Annotated in this window: 11 protein-coding genes and 1 pseudogene; 4 read left to right on the top strand and 8 right to left on the bottom strand. The window is 57.1% G+C overall.

Features of this window, described 5'->3' with window-relative positions; all coding sequences use genetic code 11:
• Nucleotides 1-72: 72 nt before the first annotated feature.
• A complete protein-coding gene (locus tag PSH86_RS07575) occupies nt 73-939 on the top strand; it encodes a DUF6279 family lipoprotein (RefSeq protein ID WP_305489022.1) in 867 nt (288 codons plus the stop codon).
• Between the two features lie 123 nt (nt 940-1,062).
• Here PSH86_RS07575 and PSH86_RS07570 read toward each other — a convergent pair whose 3' ends face one another.
• Complete coding sequence (locus tag PSH86_RS07570; RefSeq protein ID WP_116831720.1) at nt 1,063-1,455, bottom strand: transcriptional regulator; 393 nt, start codon at nt 1,453-1,455, stop codon at nt 1,063-1,065.
• 184 nt (nt 1,456-1,639) lie between these two features.
• On the opposite strand from PSH86_RS07570, the gene PSH86_RS07565 reads away from it, so the two are divergent.
• The 3 genes and pseudogenes from PSH86_RS07565 to PSH86_RS07555 all read left to right on the top strand — a co-directional run.
• Complete coding sequence (locus PSH86_RS07565) at nt 1,640-2,371, top strand: thioredoxin family protein (protein WP_305489017.1); 732 nt, start codon at nt 1,640-1,642, stop codon at nt 2,369-2,371.
• A 249-nt stretch (nt 2,372-2,620) separates the two neighbouring features.
• Nucleotides 2,621-2,893: a hypothetical protein gene (locus tag PSH86_RS07560; RefSeq protein WP_305489014.1), complete on the top strand. Its 273-nt coding sequence runs from the start codon at nt 2,621-2,623 to the stop codon at nt 2,891-2,893.
• Nucleotides 2,894-2,946: 53 nt separating this feature from the next.
• A pseudogene (locus PSH86_RS07555) lies at nt 2,947-3,087 on the top strand (transcriptional regulator); the annotation flags it as partial.
• 28 nt (nt 3,088-3,115) lie between these two features.
• Here PSH86_RS07555 and PSH86_RS07550 read toward each other — a convergent pair.
• The 7 genes from PSH86_RS07550 to PSH86_RS07520 all read right to left on the bottom strand — a co-directional run bounded on the left by PSH86_RS07550 (nt 3,116) and on the right by PSH86_RS07520 (nt 19,883).
• Nucleotides 3,116-3,379 carry a hypothetical protein gene (locus tag PSH86_RS07550; RefSeq protein WP_305489011.1) on the bottom strand — a complete coding sequence of 88 codons (264 nt, stop codon included), beginning with the start codon at nt 3,377-3,379 and terminating at the stop codon, nt 3,116-3,118.
• A 135-nt stretch (nt 3,380-3,514) separates the two neighbouring features.
• Nucleotides 3,515-3,889: a hypothetical protein gene (locus PSH86_RS07545; RefSeq protein WP_305489008.1), complete on the bottom strand. Its 375-nt coding sequence runs from the start codon at nt 3,887-3,889 to the stop codon at nt 3,515-3,517.
• Between the two features lie 72 nt (nt 3,890-3,961).
• Nucleotides 3,962-4,663: a transposase gene (locus PSH86_RS07540; protein WP_305489005.1), complete on the bottom strand. Its 702-nt coding sequence runs from the start codon at nt 4,661-4,663 to the stop codon at nt 3,962-3,964.
• 280 nt (nt 4,664-4,943) lie between these two features.
• Entirely contained in the window at nt 4,944-5,399 is a 456-nt protein-coding gene (locus PSH86_RS07535; RefSeq protein WP_305489002.1) for a hypothetical protein, read from the bottom strand.
• Between the two features lie 236 nt (nt 5,400-5,635).
• A complete protein-coding gene (locus PSH86_RS07530; RefSeq protein WP_305488999.1) occupies nt 5,636-5,908 on the bottom strand; it encodes a colicin immunity domain-containing protein in 273 nt (90 codons plus the stop codon).
• Between the two features lie 326 nt (nt 5,909-6,234).
• The gene (locus PSH86_RS07525) at nt 6,235-6,666 is read right to left on the bottom strand and encodes a hypothetical protein (RefSeq protein ID WP_305488996.1); all 432 of its coding nucleotides are present in this window, start codon (nt 6,664-6,666) and stop codon (nt 6,235-6,237) included.
• Nucleotides 6,666-19,883 carry a hemagglutinin repeat-containing protein gene (locus tag PSH86_RS07520; RefSeq protein WP_305488994.1) on the bottom strand — a complete coding sequence of 4,406 codons (13,218 nt, stop codon included), beginning with the start codon at nt 19,881-19,883 and terminating at the stop codon, nt 6,666-6,668. Before PSH86_RS07520 ends, PSH86_RS07525 begins: the two co-directional genes overlap by 1 nt.
• Nucleotides 19,884-19,885 lie beyond the last annotated feature (2 nt).

The following is a 19,885-nucleotide window of genomic DNA, read 5'->3' as shown; positions in this document are numbered from 1 at the left end:
ATTCGATCGGCTGAACTGCCGCGCGCCTGCCATGCTCAAACAAAGCACCTACGCCTTCGCAAGGACTCGCTCATGCCGCGCTGGTTGACTCGCACTGCCATGTTCATCGCCCTGCTGCTGACGCTTACCGCCTGCAGCCGTGTAGGCCTGGCCTACCGCAACCTCGACCTGATCATCCCCTGGACCCTCAACGACTACCTGGAGATCAACGGCGAGAAAAAAGACTGGTTCAACGAACGCCTCAAGGAGCACCTGAGCTGGCATTGCACCACGCAACTGCCCGGCTACCTCGACTGGCTGGATCGCCTCAAGACCATGGTGCAAACCGACCAGGTGACCGACGAAGCCCTGCAACAGCGTACCCGGGAAGCCAAGGCCGCCATCGCCGAGACCGCCCGGGAAATCACCCCCTCGGCCATTGAACTGCTGCAAGGCTTGAGCGACGACCAGGTCGACGACATGGACGCAGCCTTCGTCAAGGACCAGCGCAAACGCCAGCAGCAATACCTCAAGCCGACGTTGCAGGAACAGATCCAGGAGCGCAGCGAACGCATGGTCAAACGCCTGGACGACTGGCTCGGCCCACTCAACGACGCCCAGCGCCAACGGGTAATGGCCTGGTCCACTGCCCTGGGCGACCAGAACCAGCAATGGATCGCCAACCGCGCCCACTGGCAAAACCAGTTCAGCGAAGCCGTGGCCCAACGCCACAGCCCCGACTTCCCCAAACGCATCGAGCAACTGCTGGTCAACCGCGAAAGCCTCTGGACCCCCGCCTACCGCGAGGCCTTCAGCAAAACCGAAGCCCAGGCCCGCAGCCTGCTGGTGGACCTGATGGCCGAAAGCACCCCAGCCCAGCGCGAACAGCTGCTGAAGAAAATCGACGGGGTGAAGAAGGACTTCACTGACTTGAAGTGCCTGAAAGCGGCACGTTCCTAACCCACCACAGAACCAAATGTGGGAGCGGGCTTGCTCGCGAAAGCGGTATGTCAGTTAACAACTATATCGACTGATACACCGCTTTCGCGAGCAAGCCCGCTCCCACAAGATCTGCGCTCGGCTCTAGGCAATCTGCGCCTTCGAAGCCAAATCATCAAAGGTAAACTCATCCAGCGCATCTTCCTGCTCATCCAGCACCTGGCGCGGATGATCATTGCCCGGAATGCTGCTGTCGATCAGGCTTAACAACCGCGAGCCACGCGGTGTCAGCACAAAGTTCTCGCCATTACCGCCCTCTTCCTCCGGCCGCGGCTCGATATAGTTACGCTCCAACAGCAGCTTTTCGTACTCCCCGGCGACCGCTTTCAGATGATCGAGGTTCTCGATCGCCTCGCCTGCGGCGGCCTTCTCTGCCGCGTACTGCTCCGCATAAGGCCGAGGGGTAAAGCTGTGGCCGGCGCCGTTCTGCACTTCGTGCAACAACCGTTCGATCAAGTCCCAGTTATAAGTCGTCATCCTGGTCCATCCTCCAAAGAGTGAGATGCCTACTTAAGGTGTGACCGAGGCGCTGCGTCGCCGTTCAGCCGGGTTTCCAGGCGGTCTCGGCCTCAAGCCGACCAACGGCCTGTCGAATTGCGCCAAGGCCAAACGACCACCTGTTGAAAGCCGATTTCGCAGCTCAGCCACAGGAGAAATCACCATGAACGTAGAGAATCATCCAGTCGTCTCGCGGGAAGAATGGCTCGCCGCCCGCCGCCAACACCTGGCCCACGAAAAAGCCTTCACTCGCGAACGGGACAAACTCAGCGCCGAACGCCGCGCCCTGCCCTGGGTAAAAATCGACAAACCCTACCGCTTCCAAGGCCCCCACGGCGAACTGAGCCTGGCCGACCTGTTCGGCGGCCGCAGCCAACTGATCGTCTACCACTTCATGTTCGGCCCCGGCTGGACCGAAGGCTGCCAAGGCTGCTCGTTCCTGTCCGACCACATCGACGGCGCCAACCAACACCTGGCCCACCATGACGTGGCCGTGGTGGCCGTCTCCCGCGCCCCGTTCGCCGAATTCCAAGCCTTCAAACGCCGCATGGGCTGGAAATTCGATTGGGTCTCGTCCAACGACTGCGACTTCAACTACGACTTCGGCGTCAGCTTCAAAACCGAAGACACCGCCACCGGAAAAGCCACCTACAACTACGAAAAAACCGACGCCACCGAGGGCGAACTCCCCGGCCTGAGCGTCTTCTATCGCAACGCAGCCGGCGACATCTTCCACACCTACTCCACCTATGCCCGCGGCCTGGACATATTGGTCGGCACCTACAACTACCTCGACCTGACGCCCAAGGGCCGCAACGAAGACGAAATCATGGACTGGGTGCGGCATCACGATAAATACGAAGAGGCCAAGCCCCATGGCTGCTGCCATGGCTGATACGCCAACCCAAGTCGAGCACCGCCCCCTGTGGCGAGGGAGCTTGCTCCCGCTCGACTGCGCAGCAGTCGTTTGCTTTACCTCAGCCAAAGCCGACAACTGCCAGGCCAAACGTCCTACATGAAGCACGGAAAGCGGCGTCTTGTGGCTCAAGAGCGGATCGCCCTATAGTCCCTCGTCGCCTAAAAAGGCAGCCGGGTTTGGCGACCCGATCTACAGAGAAACTCATCAACTTTCGAGACTCTGATCATGACCAAATACATGCCCATCACCGGAATCGACTGCACCCCAGCTACCCTGCTCATCGACACCGAAGCCCCGCTCGATGTTCTCTTCGAAACCGCCGACTACCGCATCCGCACCGTGACCCAGTTACTGGAAAACATCGCGTTCCGTTCGGATATCAGCTCCGATACGGTGGTGCTTTCAGACTTTTGCAAGATGCTGACAATAGCGTTGCGTGATGGGTGTGATGTGATGGACGTGATTGGGAGACGGTTGCGGGCACAGGCAGCTGAATAATGAAAACGGGCGACCTCTAGGTCGCCCGTTTTCACAATCGTGGAAAGTACAAAATGATTGGGACTTTTACAGAGTTTGGCCCCGCGGAATACCTCAGCACTCCAGAGGCCATTGAGGAATTTATGAGAGATGCCCTGGAAACCGGTGATGCAAACTATATCGCCAAAGCAATGGAAGTGGTCGCACGCGCCAGGAAGCACATTATTAATAGCGCACAGCCCCTTAACGCTCATTCAGACCACAGAGAATAACAAAGTCTGAAATCGGCATTTCCACACTACTCTCTTCCCCTGAGCCAAGAACATCTTGAACGACAACCACATCTTTTAAAAAATCAAATTCAATATCAAAGCAATTAAATTCACACTGCCTAGCTAGAATCTTATCGGAGCCAGCTCTTTGCTGAAGAGCCTCTCTTAAAACCTTACGAACATGGGGACTTAATTCTTGAACGATAAACCGCTCAACCAAACCATCGTTAACCATAGTCCCTCCATCACTTTGGAAGCGAAAAGGTGCTAAAAAGGGGACTGCCAAAATGGGCACGCTAAACATGTTAAGTAAGTGCCATTCAAATCTATCCCCTTTCCCCAGAGTCTGTCCCCTTTTTTTTCGCGCCCATTAGACGACCATACTTTTTTTATACACCACACCGTCCCCCTCATTGAACGCATAGACGCTATCGTATTGAAAAGAAAGCACGAAGCGCACTGAAGATCTCAAGGATAATTCCTCCATGACATGTCTAATCTCGCGCCAACTCTGCCCCAGTTCATGCAGGGGGCAATGAAATGCCCCCATAACACCGACAAGCCAATCCACGACCCAGCCCTCAGCCGACACGGTAGTAGGCGGCTCAACCAATTCAAAATAAAAAAAACTGTTCGAATCGGAAAAATAGCCTTCTAACGAGTTTTTCTCCACCGTTACAGCACTGGCGACGTCCTGCACAATATGCCGGATAGTTTCCAGCGTGGCTCCAGTCTCAATTTCCATGAACATAGTGATCGTCAACGCTGGACCTCAATAATCCGTTGGGACAAAAGGGGACGACAAAAGGGGACAGATTTATTTTTCCAAATCAATCCTTGGCCGGCCCTGCCCTCGCTGCTCTATTCGTACACCAACAATCCGCTCTACCTCGTCCACAAAACGGCTCGTCCCCGTCAACTGACCTCGCTGCAGAGCATCGCGAATCAATCTGATTTCATCTGCTGGAACGGCTTGGCGCACGAACGTCTCATACCGACGACAACGCTCCGCACTTGTATTACCCAGAGCTACAAAACATGGATCAGTATCCAGCCAATGGCCATCTGGCACATCACCTACCCGAATTCTATAGCTCGACCATGGGTAATCCGCAGCATCAGCCACCATACGAGCTCGCACAGGATTCAATTCGATGTAACGGCAACAGGCAAGCAAATAAGAATCCGACTGCACCACACTGGATTTGTAACGACTTTCCCATAAAGTACCTGAACGCCCCTCCAACCGATTGCGGTAGCGCGTCGCACGTGCCGCCAGAGCCTTCATCAACTGCCCCAACCCACCGACCGACTCCCCCGGCGCTAGCAACAGATGAACATGATTGGTCATCAGGCAATAGGCGTGGACTTTAACGCCAAATGCATCCTTAAGCTCGCGAAGATCCGCGAGGTAGCGCTGATAATCTTCTGCAACGGCAAACACCACTTGACGGTTGTGACCGCGTTGTACGATATGGTGCGGGTAATTCGGTAAAACAATACGTCCCATCCTGGGCATATTTGACTCCTCCTCCGTGGAAGCTTTCAGCGTAGCAAAGAATCAAAAAATAAATCTGTCCCCTTTTTCACAAAAAAATAAATCTGTCCCCTTTTTCACACAGACCGTATAGAGCTTTCCGTCCAGCTCCGCTTGCCCATTTGATCGGCAATTTTGAATCCCTAAGTACCTAAGGGACAGACCACGTTTTCTATCTAAAAAACTGCACAGATAACGTGGTCTGTCCTGAGGGATCCATCACAGAAAACGTGGTCTGCCCCCGTTTCACCCTTTTTTAAAATCATCCATCCTCACTAAAAATTTGTCGAATATGCTCTGTTAGGCCTACCAAATCGTCGTAAGCGGTTACCCCAAACTTCGGTTCATATTCGGCAAAATACTCATCTGGGGCTAGCCCCAGCTTTAAAGCCTCCTCGCCAATCTCTCTGACTCGGCGTGGCTTTATTGTCCAGTTTCTTCCTGACAATCCATCTCTCTTATGCTCAATCAAACTCCAAGAAACTTTCCCGAGATAGCTCTCTACTGCCAACCTCAGTTTCGCTATAACCACGTCACTCTCAACTACAAATCTAAATGAAATATAGGGTGGATATCCACTGCGGTCTACTTTCTGAAAACGGTTTGCGACCCGAATTTCTGGGTACCGCTGTTGATATTTCCGCCACTCCAGCGGGCTGACCTCATAGAGCACATTTAATAAGTCCCCCTCAGGCGCCGTAATTTTATGCACAGTCAATTTTAGCCCCTTTAGCTTTATTGGAGAAAGGGGACAGATTTATTTTCTCAAATCAATCCTCCACCTACCCTGACCTCGCCGCTCTTGGCCACGTTGCACAACGTGGTGCGGATGACTTATCCGTCCGTGGAATTTTTTCAGCGTAGCAAAGAATCAAAAAATAAATCTGTCCCCTTTTTCTTTATTTTTTCATATTTTTTTCCAGTTCCCGAGTCTTTTGAACCAACCATAATCAACTAATCAGACACTATTTTTTGCACCAAGTTCGCAACTTCAGCCCTTAGCATTTCGTCGTCAAGCTCATAATCTTCCCTTGACTCACCTGGCTCGTACATATCCACAGCACAAAAAATACTTGATAAGCACTCGCTTAACGATGGCTCATCAAGTTGAAGGACTTTCCTATCTCGCTCAATTTTCCAAAGTTCAATATAAGCCTCAGAGAAAATTTCGGCCGTCAGTCTTCCCGCCACAAACGATCGTGCAAACTCTAAAATAGTGAGACTCATCGCAGCACTCCATTCTTAATGAAATTTTCAAACTGCTGAGTTCCTGGAGAAAGCTTTGGAGAAAGGGGACAGATTTATTTTCTCAAATCAATCCTCCACCTACCCTGACCTCGCCGCTCTTGGCCACGTTGCACAACGTGGTGCGGATGACTTATCCGTCCGTGGAATTTTTTCAGCGTAGCAAAGAATCAAAAAATAAATCTGTCCCCTTTTTCCAAGTCTTGTCAACCCCGAGTCCCTAAGGGACAAACCACGTTTTCTATCTAAAAAACTGCACAGATAACGTGGCCTGTCCCTGAGGGATCCCTTTTTTACTCTTCTTAACATTAAAAATCGCTAATACTTTTCACACTCTCACTAGAGTCCACTGACAGCATGCAGATAACATTTAAAATTTCTACTGGTAGTTCAGATCTCTTTTTACCACTTTTGGGTTTGGCGACTAATTTGTACCCACCCCCACTAAAATCGTGACTAAACAGCCCTTTTTTCGCCATAGAAACAAACGACTGCAAGTATCTATTCCGCTGAACTTCAGAGCTGAATACTGGGAGATTCTCTTCGACCACCTCAATCTCAAAGCATTCTTTTAATGAATAAAAATACTCATATATCAACTCATACTTAGAAAGTGACTCTCTTATTGACAGCGGAACCTCCCCCTTTCCTCCAGTCGCAAAATGCGCAAGAAACCCATCTTTATACGAAGCAAACCAATCTAAATCATTGACTTCCAAAAACTCATCATCCATTTCCATTATTCCGCTCCAAAAATATTTGTGCAGTTCTCGCAACGCGGAACTACGCCTCCTGTTCGAGGACGAATCGCAGGAGTAAATTTAATATCACTGAGCTTAAGGCTAGGATTACTCAAAAGCAGTTCATTAGCAGCTCTAAACTCAGCACAACGACCCAGGGTGTTGCCACATGCTGTTTTGATACCCAAACCTCCGAGCTTGTCCGCATACGCTTGCAGTTCAGGTGCAATCGTACTCGGAACAGCTCCACTAGAAGTAGTAACTATTTTCCCTGTCAATGGATCCACCGCACCGACAACAGTTGGCGGCTTATACTTACCAAACGTTCCAATGTACTTCTCTAGCTGTTGGTTAGCATCGTCAAGGAGCTTAGCTACTTCCTCTTTTGTTGTCCCAGCAATATTTTTCTCTGCATCAACCAACCCCGCAAGATTACCCCCAGCCTTCGGTGTCAGTCCATTACTGGTCTCAAGGTAGAGCTTGCCGTCCGTTGCCAACACCTCCGTGTTACCAGTTTTAGTGTTGATAACCCGACGGTAGCCCTCCGGCAATCCACCCTTCTCGTTGAAAGCAGCACCCACGGAATTGCCTTCACGATAGCCTGCTGGCAAAGCAGTTTTCTCCGCCGTTAGGGTCGCTCCCGTACGTATAGCCTTGGCTTCCGTAAATTTATCCAAAGCCGCCTGCACCCTAGGCGAAACCCCTCCTTCGCCAGCACCAGCTCCACGAGCACCGCCGGAGGTCGGTATGACTAGCGCAGCCACGCTTGTTGCGTTTTCCCACTGGTCAGTGACCTTGGCCAGGTTCGTCAGGTCATCCAATGCCCGCTCAGTCAATGTGTCCTTGTACTGCGTGCAGGTCGCCGTCGTGCAATTGAGGTCATTCAGTGCGGTCAGCCCGCCCTGGATCGAAGTCAACAAGGATTTGGCAAACGCGCCGCTGACGGCCTTCTCCGACCAATCGGTGATTTCATTACTGATCTGTTCGTACTTCCCCCCAATCCATGTGTTTTTCTGACAGGTCTCGTTGCTACCACAGGCATTCATGTCCCCGACAAAGTCACTCATGTCGTGGTGATTGAGGTTGTTGTATTGGGTCGCATTGCCGGCCACATACGAGCCAGTCTGCAGACTATTCGCATCGTCGCCAGCCACGGCGGCAGCGGCCACTATGCCCAGCAGTTGCGAGGACATCAGCATCAGGTGGTCACGGTTCTCCGGACTCATTTGAGCCGACACCCGTCGCAACTGGTTAGCAAACGTCTCGTTCACACCCGCCGCCATCGCACCGACAGCAAAGTCGCTGCCCGACGCTTCGGCGATCATGCCGCCTACCAGTGCGTGCAGAGCGATCTTCTCCGGGCTGCCGGTCTTCAGGTCAAGGTTACCCACCTGATCGAAGGAATACGCCGCCAAGGTGTTGTAGACGGTCGACTGCAGGATGCCCGCCAATGTGACGTCCCGACCGAACGCTTTGGCAATCGCCGCAGCGGATGCGTTGTTGATCAACTGCTGCCCCGCAAAGTGGCTGACGGCTTCGATCGACCCAAGGTCGATCACCGTCTGGCCATTGACCTGCTTGGTCATGGTCATATCGCCTAGATAATTCTTGGCAACATGAGCAGTGACGGCCGCAATCGCCGCGTCAGTAATACCGTCTTTACTGACCACCGCTTTCAACCCGGCACCCAGGTCGCCGTTGTTGTTGATGGTCGCAACCGTACCGGTGGTTGCCAGGCTGGCCGCGCCGGCCAGAGTTGCACCGCTCAGGCCGGCACCAGCAGGGCCGAGCAGCACCGTCATCAGAATGGCGATTATCATCTGCGCAGCCGGCCCCAAGCCCGAGTTCGCGTACTTGAAGCTGGTGTGGATCTCCTGCACTTGCCGCCAGTCAACACCACCCTGCTCATCAAGCTCCTTGAGCCAAGCCAGTTTCGGATCGGCCTTGACCATGGCATCGATGGATTCACTGACCGTCTGCTTGTTGACCTGCAGCACGTCCGCATGAATCTTGCCAACCGCGTTGATGACCAAGTCGCCTTGAGCAGTCAGCTCGCTCTGGCGAAGCGTCTCATCGGTATGGCCACTGCCCTTCATGCTGAACCAGGTGGCGCTGGACTTGCTTTTCTCGTGACTCTCCTGATGCAGGTCCTTCACAGCCTCGAAGGTGATGTCGCCACCGCTGTCCACGATCAGGTCATTGCCGCTGTTGAGCTTGGCAGCTTGGTATCGCTGGTCACCTCCACTCACCAGAGTCAGATCGCCCCCCGTCGTGATCTCGCTTCCGATATTGACAACCTTGGTAACCTCGTCACGCTGTGTTTGCTTACTGCCCCAACTGCCCTTTTTCTTCTTGTCATACAGGGAGTAATCACTGTCCTGCGCAGCCAGCAGTTCAAGTTTGTTACCGGCTATCAGGTAGGCTTCGTCGCCAGCCGTGATGCGGGTCGAGATCAGCGTCATGTCCTTACCGGCGTCGAGGGTAACGTCACCGCCCGCCGTCAAGCTGCTACCGACCTGCTTGACGTGATCTTCCTGCGTCGTGAGTTTCTTGGACTTGGAATAGGAGTGGGTTTCATCCGCTGCGGAACTCAGCAGGATGTTTTCGACGGCCGTCATACCGATGTCACGCTTGGCTTCGATCTGACTGCCAATTTCGGCAAGGTCTCGACCCGCACGGATAGTCAGGTCCCGGCCGATGTCGAGCGTGGAACCGTATTGAGTGATGCTGGAGGTCTGCTTTCCGAGATTTCCGCTGTTGCGCTGTTCAGCTGTGACGATATTCACATCCCGACCAGCATCGATGCTGGTGTCTCGTCCACTATCGAGCACACCGCCGCTGCTGATGAAATCGCGCCCAGCATTGATACTCAGGTCATTGGCAGCTTCGATACGCGCGGCACTGTCTACGAACTCTCGATGCAGATGCGTGTTGTCACCGGTGGCGCTAACAGAACGCTCATTGATCACGTCTCCCAAGAGGGTGACCATGCCCACATCACGTCCAGCAATAACACCACCGGCCTTGTTAACGATGTTATTACCCGCCAACAGATCCAGCCGATCACCCGCCTCAATCAGCCCACTGTTAACCAGATCGTTACCCGCCGAGGCACTGAGATTATTGGTCGCACGCAACGTCCCGGCATTCTTCAGATCCTGCCCGGCAATCAGTTGAACATCCGCCCCCTGAATCAACGCCCCATTAGGCGCCAGTCGATTGTTGACCTGGGCCATATACAACACCGGCACCAAGACTTTCTCGCCATTCACCTCATGCTCTTCAAGCCAGACAATATCGTGGGTCAGCGCCGCGACTTGCTCCGAAGTCAGCGTCACGCCCATCGACAAGCCGAGCTCTTGCTTGCTGGCGATGGCGTTGTTCATCAGGTACTTGAACATGTCCTCGTTGGAGGTCTGGCCGTCGATGAAGCGCTGGCCGGTGCGGGCGACGACGGCTTCCTGGATCATCTTCTGCTCATAGAATCCATCGCCTAGACGCTTGGCACTGACATCCGGATCGTAGCCGAGCTTTTCCAGCAGGTAGTCCGAGCTCATGAACGGCTTGAGGTCGGTGAGCACCGGGTTGGTTTCAATCAGGTATTTCTGTGGGTTGGTTTTGAACGAGGTGTCCGGCAAGCCCTGAACCCGCGTGACGGTCTGGCTGGCCGTTGGCGTGGTGACCACATTACCCGCCAGCGGGACGAGGTTGGTGGTTGGGGTCGGACTGGCGCCATCGACATTGACGGCACCCACTTGGGTGACGATGACAGCGCCGCTGTTGTGGGCCGGCATTGGCGTTGAGTGGCCGCTTTCGACGGGCGCACTGACATTGAGGGCACTGGCGCTGACACTACTGTCGGTGGTTTGACGAGTGGTCGTGCTCAGTTGTCGGTCGCTGGAGGCCACTGAGGCGCTCGCACCGATCTGCACGCTACGCGCCTGGGTATCCGGCAAGTCCTGCTGACGCTGGGCCGTGCTGATCGAGGCGCTGCTCATGCTCCAGCTTTGTGGCCCGGTATTGGCTTGGGTCACTTGCTGGGCCGATCCCCCTTGGCCGCTCAAACGAAACAGGCCGTTTTGCCCGGTGGGTAAGCTGAAGCCCGGCAGGGTCAGTGGGTTGACTTGTTGTTGGGCGAGATTGGGGGGAAGCTGGCCATTGATCTGTATGACTGACGGCGTTACCTGACCGCCGAGTTGGGTGGCGCCGACTTTGGAGGCACCGCCATTTAGAGTGACGCCTTCGCGAACGACACTGTTGGTAAGGTTCTGAGTTGCATTGATATGTACCGTTCCGCCAGCCTGTACAACGGCACTCGCGAAGGTCGAAGGGCCATCGTAGGTGATGGTGTTTTCGAAGAAGGCACCATTCTTGACGAAAGCGGGAGCGTCGGTGCGCACGCCGTCGCTGTAATGTGCAGGAGTAAAACTGTAATGCCCACCATCAAACTCTGCCCATATTCCGCCAAAGTTGAAGTAACGCATCGCTTCGCCCCCAGCGAGGCGTCCTCCTACGCGGGAAATGGACTCGATGCCCTGGCTGTTCCATACATGCAAATTTGGGCTGATAAAATCACCATCCCGATACCCAGCAGCTCCCGAGTCATAGGAAAGGTCATTGGCGGCGTTGTAATCCATGATTTGTCGCCACCGAGACAAATCCTCAGGGGCCGAGAGAGAGCGCCGCACGGTGTAATCGCCCACCGCCGCGCCCTGGTTGGTGAAGCTCTGCAGATTCAACGTCAGGTCGTTACCTGCGCTGATGGTCGAGGCGTTGTTGAGCAGCTCTCGACCGTTGCCCGTAAAATTTCGACCTGCGGCCATACTGGCGGATGCGGAGTCCTGAACGATTTGTGAGCGGTAGTTCTCAACCCAAACCAGGTACCCGGGAAAGTGCGGTTGAAAGCCATCAAACGAAGAACACGAGTAACACTGAACCCCGATAGCACCTGATACGAACCCACCCGTAGCCTCAAACACATCCTTACGGTTCTCGATACGATCAGCAGCCAGTGTCAAGTCACCGCCGCTCTCAATCGAGGCCGAGATATTGGCAATCGAAGCACTCCAGCCATTATTGTCATCGCGGCTGATGCTGACGTTGCCAATGCCATAGACATCGGCAAAACGATTGGTGAAGTTGTTGACGCGCAGCGCCATGTCACCGCCGCTGAAGATCAAGCCGTTCTGGTTCAGCAGGCTGGACGCTACCAAGCGAAGATTGCCGCTGCTGCCCAGGGTTCCGAAGTTATTGATTGAGCCGGCATCGACGTTCATTCCAGAAGCGGAAGTCATCCGACCATAGTTGTTGAGTTGCCCTCTGACATCGATCGTGGAGGTCCCGCCGCTGGCAACACTACCTGCACTGCCCAGGCTCATCGAGGCCGCCGTGAGTGCCAGGTCACCCCGGCTGCTATAGCGCCCATTACCGCTATAACTGCCGCTCAGCGTAAGGCTGGCCGTACCATCAGTGGCAATCAGCCCCTCGTTGGTCCAGTTGACCCCGTTGCCCTCCAGACGGGTGGAAGCCAGTAATTGCCCAGTGCTGGTCTGGGTCAGGTTGTTGACGTTGATCGTCAGCCGTCCCGCCTGGATCACGCTGCTGTTGGTCCAGTTGTCGGCGGTGAGCGTCAGCCCGCCGTGCGTAACGAGGCTGCCACCGGCATTAGTGATGTTGGCCGTGGAAATATCAAAGGTGCCGCCGCCCACGTGCAATAAGTTGCCACCCAGATTCTGGAAGCTCGTGGCATTGAGGGTCAGGTCACTGTTAGCGGTTTCCAGGGTGCCGTTGCGGTTGTCGAACAGCCCACCAATCTGGAAGTTGGTCTTGCCACTGGAGCCCAAGGCTCGTAGCTGTCCGGTCTGGTTATCCAGGCTAGCGGCTTTGATCACCAAGGTGCTGTCACTCTCAATGATACCCAGGCGGTTATTCAGCGCGCCGGTCAGGTCCAGGCCGATCTGGCTGCCCGCGATCTGGCCATCGTTGTCGCCACTGTTATCAAAGTTATTACCGGTAACGTTGACCTTGCCTTTGGCGTACAGGCCGCCGTTGCGGTTGTCGAAATTGCGGGTGTCGACGATGGCATCGCCCGTTTGCGCCGAAATCCGTCCGCCATAGTTGTCGAGGTCGCCCCGGGCCGTCAGTTCCAGGCGCTGAGCTTGAATGATGCCGCCCTGGCGGTTGTTGCTCAGGTCGTAGCCGTTTTTCAGCACGCCGGTCAGTTGCGTAGAGAGCAGACCTTGCAGGCTGGCGAGCACGCCACCACGGTTATCGAAATGGCGACCCGTTACGGTCACATCGCCGCCCTTGGCTTGGATTCGACCGCTCTGGTTATCGATGTCCGCATCGACGGTGAGTTTCAAATCCCCTTGGCTTTGCACTACACCCTTGCCGTTGGTAAGGCTGGCCGCGTCGATTTGCACGCCGCCGTTCTGGCTGCAGATCAAGCCGTCGGCGTCGTTCTGCACCGTGCCGGAGGTGTTCAAGACCAATAGGTCATTGGCCGCGACGGTGCCGCGATTGCGGTTGTCCAGGCCATCGGTGAGCAAGGTCAACAAGCCCTGGCTGACGATCTGGCCGCCCTGGTTGCTGATCTGTGTGGTGCGCTCGACCCGCAGTGGGCCGACGCTGGCGACTTTGCCATTGGTGTTGGTCAGGGCGCCGAGCAGGTCCAGGGTCACGGCGGCATTGCCGATCAGGTTGCCGCCGCTGTTGTCCAGGGAGGTGCCGGTGAAGCTCAAGGCTTTTTGCGCGTTGACGGTGCCGCCGGCGTTGCCCAGGGTCATGGCGTTCATGACCAGGAGGGCGCCGCTGTCGATCAGGCCGCCTTGGGCGTTGTTCAACAGACCGCCAGTGACGGTCAGGGTCTGGTCACCACCGCTGGACAGAATCCCGCCGCTGCTGTTGTCCAGGCTGGCAGCGCTGACGGTGAGTTTGTTCTGGCCGGCCAACGCACCGGCACCGCTGTTGAGTAGCGCACCGCTGAGGGTTACGCCGACGTCTCCATTGCGGCTGGAGAGCGTGCCGTTGTTGCGGTTGTCCAGGCTGGCGCCGTTGACCAGCAGCCCTTGCCATCCTGAGATCAAGCCGCTCTGGTTGATCAGGCTGTTGCCATTGAGGCTCAGGCTCTGGCTGCTGATCAGTTTGCCGCCGCTGTTATCGAGTGTCTGCCCGCTGAGGTTGAAACTCTGGCTGCTGGAAACTTCGCCGCCCTGGTTGTTCAGGTTGCGCAACCCGTTGACGGTCAGCGGACCTTTGGCAGTGATCAGGCCATTGCGGTTGTTCAGGTCATGGCCACCCAGGTTCAGCGTAAGGGCTTTCTCGCCCAGCAGGCGCCCGCCGTTCTGGGTCAGCGCCGCCAGGGTCAGGTTCATGTCGCCCTTGGCCGACACTTCGCCGCCGTTGCTGGAGTCGAGCGAATCGGCGTCCAGGGTGAGGTTTCCCTGGGCATTGATCAGGCCATTGGCGCTGTTGTTCAGGGCCATGGCATCGAGGAGCAAGGCGCCGCCCGCCAGCACACTGCCGCCCTGGTTGTTAAGGTCGCCACTTAGGAGCGTGAGCGACTGCGCGGCGCTGATAAGCCCCTGGGCCTGATTATCCAGTTGTTGATCAACCCCCAAGACGAGGTTGCCGCGGCTGGTGAGTGTGCCGCCGTTGTTGTTCAGGCTTTGGGCGTGGGCATCGACGCTGGCCGCACCGATCATGCCTTTGACATTGTTCAGCGCTTGGGTGATGCGCAGGGTCAGGCCCTGGTTGCTGAGCAGCCGGCCGCTTTCGTTGTTGAGGTTTTCAGCCGCCAGGGTGAAGGCTTGGGCGCTGGAAATTTCGCCGCCCTGGTTGTTCACACCGTTGAGGTTGTTCAACAGCAGCGTGCCGGGGGCGTTGATCAAACCGTTCTGATTGTTGAGCTGGCCGTGGTTCATGTCCAGGCTCAGCGACGTATTGCTGAACAGCTGGCCGCCCTGCTGGTCCAGCTCGGAAACAGAGGCGGTCAACGCGCCCTGACTGCCAATGCGGCCGCCATCCTGGTTAGTGACCTGAGCTGCGGTGAGGTTCAGCGTACCGCCAGCGTTGAGACGGCCATTCTGGCTGTTGTCAAAAGCACCGGTGATGACGCTCACCGCACCTTTGCCGCTGATGTTGCCCTGCTGGCGATTGTCCAGTGCCGCACTGGTAAGCAGCAATGCGCCGTCGGTGATCAGTTCGCCGCCCTGGTTCTCGACCCGGCCCAGACTGTTCACCGTGAGGTCCGCCGCGCTGGACAGGCTCCCACCGGTGTTGGTCAGGTTGGCGGCGGTGACACTCAACGTGCCTTCGCTGCTGAGTTGGCCTTGGACGTTGAGCAGATCGCGGCTCAGGTTGATGCGCTGGTTCTGCTGGCTGATCAGGTAACCGCCGCTGTTGTCCAGGGAACCGCCATCGAGGCTCAACTGCGTCTTGGCACTGAGCAGGCCCTTGGTGCGGTTGAGCAGTTTATCCACGGTCAGTTTCAGCGCTTGCCCGGCAAACACCTGGCCGCCATCGCTGTTGTCGAGGTTCTGGCTGACCAGCGTGACGTCAGCATTGGCCGACAGCTCACCGCCACGGTTGTCGAGATCGTCAACGTCCAGATCCAGCGCGTTTGTCGCGCCGATCAGACCGGCTTGGCGGTTGTCGAGGTTGGACGCTTTCAACGTCAGATCGGTGGAGCTGATCAGCGTGCCTTGACGGTTATCCAAGGTGGTGACGATAGCGTTGACCCCGGTCTTGCCGGCGATGCTGCCAACGCGGTTGTCCAGGCGATCAGCGACCAGCAGCAACGCACCGTCGGCAATTACCGAACCGCGCTGGTTGTCGAATGCGGTTTGCACGTTCAGGTCGAGTTGAGCGCGGCTGCTGATCAGGCCGTCGCTGTTGTCCAGGCCGTTGCTACGACTGTCCAACGACGCTGCCGAAATGACGCCCCGGGAATTGTTCAGGGCCTGGGCGGTTCTCAGCACCAGGCCTTGGTTGCTGAGCAATTTACCGCCGCTGTTATCGAGATTTTGCGCCGCCAGGGTAAAGGCTTGCTGGCTGGAGATTTCACCGCCCTGGTTGTTGACGTCCTTGAGGTTGCTCAACAGCAACGCTCCCGAAGCGTTGATCAGGCCGCCCTGATTGTTCAACTGGCCCAGGTTCATGTCCAGGCTCAGGCGGGTGTTGCTGAACAATTCACCTTGCTGTTGATCCAGCCCGGTAACCGACGCGGTCAAGGCTTGGCTGCTGGCGATACGGCCTGCGGCGTTATTCACCTGCGTGGCGCTGAGCTTGAGTGTATTGCCTGAGGTCAGGCGCCCGCCCTGACTATTGTTGAGGGCGCCGGTAGTGATTTGGGTCGCGGCGTTGCCCGAGATAATGCCTTTTTGGCTGTTGTCCAGACTGGCGCTATTGAGCGTCAGGGCGGCATCGGTGCTGATGGAGCCGCCCTGGTTGGTCAACCCGCCATTGCTCACAATCGACAACGCCCCGGCGCTGCCCAGGTTGCCGGCGGAGTTATCGACGCTGCCTGCGTTGACGCTCAGTTCACCTTCGCTGCTGATCAAGCCTTTGCTGTTCAACAGTGCGTTATCGAGAGTGATCACCAGGCCGTTGAGGCTAGCGAGCGCGCCATCGGTGTTGTCCAGCGTGCCGCCGCTGAGCGTCATGTTGCCTTGAGCGTGGATCAACCCCTTGCTCTGGTTGATGAGTTGAGCGACTTTCAATTCCAGATCGGTGCCGGCGATGAGTTTGCCGCCAGCGCTGTTGTCCAGCCGTTGACCGCCAACCTTCACGCCAAGCCCTGCGGACAATTCGCCCGCCCGGTTATCGATCTGCCCAACCTGCAAATCCAGCGCTTTTGTGCTGCCGACCAAACCGCCGTTGCGGTTATCCAGTGTGCTGCCGGTCAGGCTCAGGTTGCCTTGGGCCACCAGCGCACCGCCCTGTTGTTGCAGGGTATCGATAACGGCAATGAGGTCGGTTTGGCTGGAGATGCGCCCGAGGCCGTTCTGCACTTCGCCGGCCTTCAAGGTCAGCGGACCTGCGCTTGTCAGCAGGCCGCCGCTGTTGTCCAGACGCGAGCCTTCGAAGTAGGTGCCAGCCTTGCCGGCGATGATGCCGTTGCTCCGGTTGTCCAGCTGATCAACCGTCAATTGCAGCGTCTTGTCGGCACGGATATTCCCGCCCCGGTTGTCGAGCGAATCGCTGTGCAACGTCAGCAGGTCATTGCCGGACAGGCGACCGCTACGGTTGTCGAGGGCGCCGGTTTGCAAGTCGAGTGCGCCTTTGGCCGCCACTTCGCCCAGGCCCTGATTATTCAGAAGACCGCTGATGCGCGCGGTCAGGGTGCCGTCGCTGATCACTTGCCCGCCATTGCTGTTGTTCAGGCTGGCCGCCTGGATATCCACGGCCTTGCCCGAACCCAGCACACCCTGGCGGTTGTCCAGCGCACCGCCGAGGGTAATGTTCAAGGCGTTGTCGCCCAGGACTTGGCCATTGCCGTTATTCAGCGCCATCGCGTTGAGCCGGGTCAGGCCCGCGCTGGAAATTTCGCCATTGAGGTTGGTCAGGGTCCCGTCGACATTCACGGTCAGGTCGGCATCGCTGCCCAGGGTACCGCCGCCGTTGTCCAGGCTGGCGGCACGTACCTCAAGGCCATGGGCCGAGATCAGGCCTTTGGTGTTGTTCAAGGCCTGGGCAACGACCAGATTGAGGCTTTGCTTGCTGGCAATCGAACCGGCGCTGTTGTCCAGGCTCGTGGCGTTCAGGCTGAAGGCCTGGTCGCTGGAAATCTCGCCGTCACGGTTGTTCACTGCTGCGAGGTTTTTCAGCAGCAGACTGCCTGGGGCATTGATCAATCCGCCCTGGTTGTTCAACTGCCCATGGTTAAGGTCGAGGGAAAGACTGGTGTTGCTGACCAATTGACCGTTCTGTTGATCCAGACCGCTGACGCTGGCATCCAAGGCTTTAGCGCTGGCGATGCGACCGCCGGCGTTATTCACCTGGCCGGCCTTCAATAGCAGCGTATCGCCGCTGATTACGCTACCACCCAGGTTGCTCAGGGTTGAGGCGCTGTCGATGGCCAGTGCGCCGATACTGGATAGCTGACCGGCGTCGTTGTTCATCTCGGCCGCTTTGACGCTGGCCGTGGTGTCGCTTTTCACACTGCCCTGGGCGTTGAGCAATTGACCGCGCAGGTCCAGATTCAACCCTTGTCGGGCATACAGCGATCCCTGGCGGTTATCCACTTGACCCGCGTTGATAGTCAGGGCGGTACGAGTGGAGACCAATCCTTTACTCTGGTTGATCAGGCGTTCGAGCGTCAGGCGCAGGTCGCCATAGGCAATCACTTTGCCGCTGTTGCTGTTGTCCAGTTCGGTGCCGGTCAGCGCCAGGACACCCTGGCTCGACACTTCGCCGCCTCGGTTATCCAGCATGCCTACGCTGAGGCTGGCGGCCTGGGTTGTGGTGACGACGCCGCTCTGCCGGTTGTCCAGGCTCGCCGCGTTGAGAGTCAGCAGCCCGGCCGATGACAGCAACCCGGCCTGGTTGAGCAACTGCGCCGAGATGCTTGCGGTGAGCGCGCCGTCACTGAGCAAGCGACCTGCCGTGTTATCCAGCGACCCGACATTCAGCTGGACGCTCTTGCTTGCGGTGAGACGCCCACCCCGGTTGTTCACCCGGCCACTGGCATTGATGTCCAGCCCTTGCCCCGCCGCCACCAAACCCGCGACGTTATCCAAAGACGCAACGCGCAACTTAACGTTACTCAAGCTGTTGAGTTCGCCGCTGCTGTTGTTCAGTTGCCCGACATGGGCCGTGAGGTTGCCATTGCTGCTGACCAGGCCCTGAGCGTTGATGAGCTTATCGGCGGTGACATCCAGGGTGCCGCTGCTCAACACCCGCCCCTTGTTCTGGTTGTCCAGGGTCGCGGCTTTTACCGTGCCGGTTTGTCCAGCGCTCAAGGTCCCGCCCTGGTTGCTCAACGTCTGTGCAACATTGGCCGTCAGGTTGCGGCTGGCAATAACGCTGCCGCTGTTACCGAGGTTCTGCGCCGTCAGGCTCACATCACCGGTTGCGTTACGGGTGTTATCAGCCTTGACCCCGGCTTCGATGATGCCGTTGTTGGTCAACTGCCCACCCGCGTTCAGGGTGATGCTGTCCCGCGCCGCGAGGGTTTGCTGGTTGTTCAGGTTGCCCTGGGTCTGGGCGTTCAAGGTGGTGCCGGCGTAGACCGCGCCCTGGGCGTCAAGGCTGGCGGCCTTGACGTTGATGGCGCCGCTGGCCGAGGTCTCGGCCAGGCTCAGGCGGCCGTTGGCATCGAGTTGGATGTCGCCGCCGCTGGCGATCAGTTTGCCGTCCAGCTTCACGCCGACACCGGCCTCGGTGCCCACCAGTTTGATGGCGCCCGCGTACATGCCGCCCAGGGCCGAGGAGTCGATGGCCAGTTGTGGTTTGGCACTGCCGTCGGCGGCGCGGGCGGTGACATTCAGGGTGTCGGCGTTGACGTCGTTGCGCCCGGCGACGATGGTCAGGTTCTTGGCCTGTATCTCGGCGTTGATCTTGGCGCTGCGGGTGATGATTTCGAAGTGATCGACGTTGTTGGCGTTGAGGCCTACGCCTTCAATGGCAACGCTGCCCTGGTCGACTTGATAACGATCCAGCCGGCCGTTTTCCACGATCGGTTTGCCGGTGCTCAAGGTCACTTTCGGGCTGTTGATAAAACCGCAGCCGTTACAGGTGATGCCGTAGGGGTTGGCAACAATCACCCGCGCCGATTGCCCCGCCACTTCGGTGTAGCCACGCAGTTGGCTGGGGTTGCCGCCGTTGACTTCGTTGAGGATGGTGGAGGCGGCCACGCCGTTGAGGTTCGGGTTGCCGAGGATGATCCCGCCCAACTGCGTGGACTGGGTGCGGGCGGTGGCGTTGTTGAGGATCACGCCGTTGCTGCCGACGTTGTAATCCGTGAACTGGTTGTGAGACAGGCCGTTGCCATTGGGCCTGGCGATATTGACGATGGGTACGCCGTTGCCCGCCCGATCGAGGCCGGTGCCCGGCGCACTGACCACGATACCGTCGGCCTGGGCCCACATCGGTTGCCAGAACATGACGTTGGCCAACAGGAACGCCAGGCCGCGCTTGGGCATGCCCCAGAACTGCTCGCGGGGTTGCAGGGCAGCGGAGGGTTGGCGGGCCAGGAAAGTGTATTGGCGATCGTCCATGT

Source organism: Pseudomonas sp. FP2300 (assembly GCF_030687595.1).
Taxonomy (GTDB): domain Bacteria; phylum Pseudomonadota; class Gammaproteobacteria; order Pseudomonadales; family Pseudomonadaceae; genus Aquipseudomonas; species Aquipseudomonas bijieensis.
This window is presented reverse-complemented; position numbering and strand designations above follow the sequence as displayed.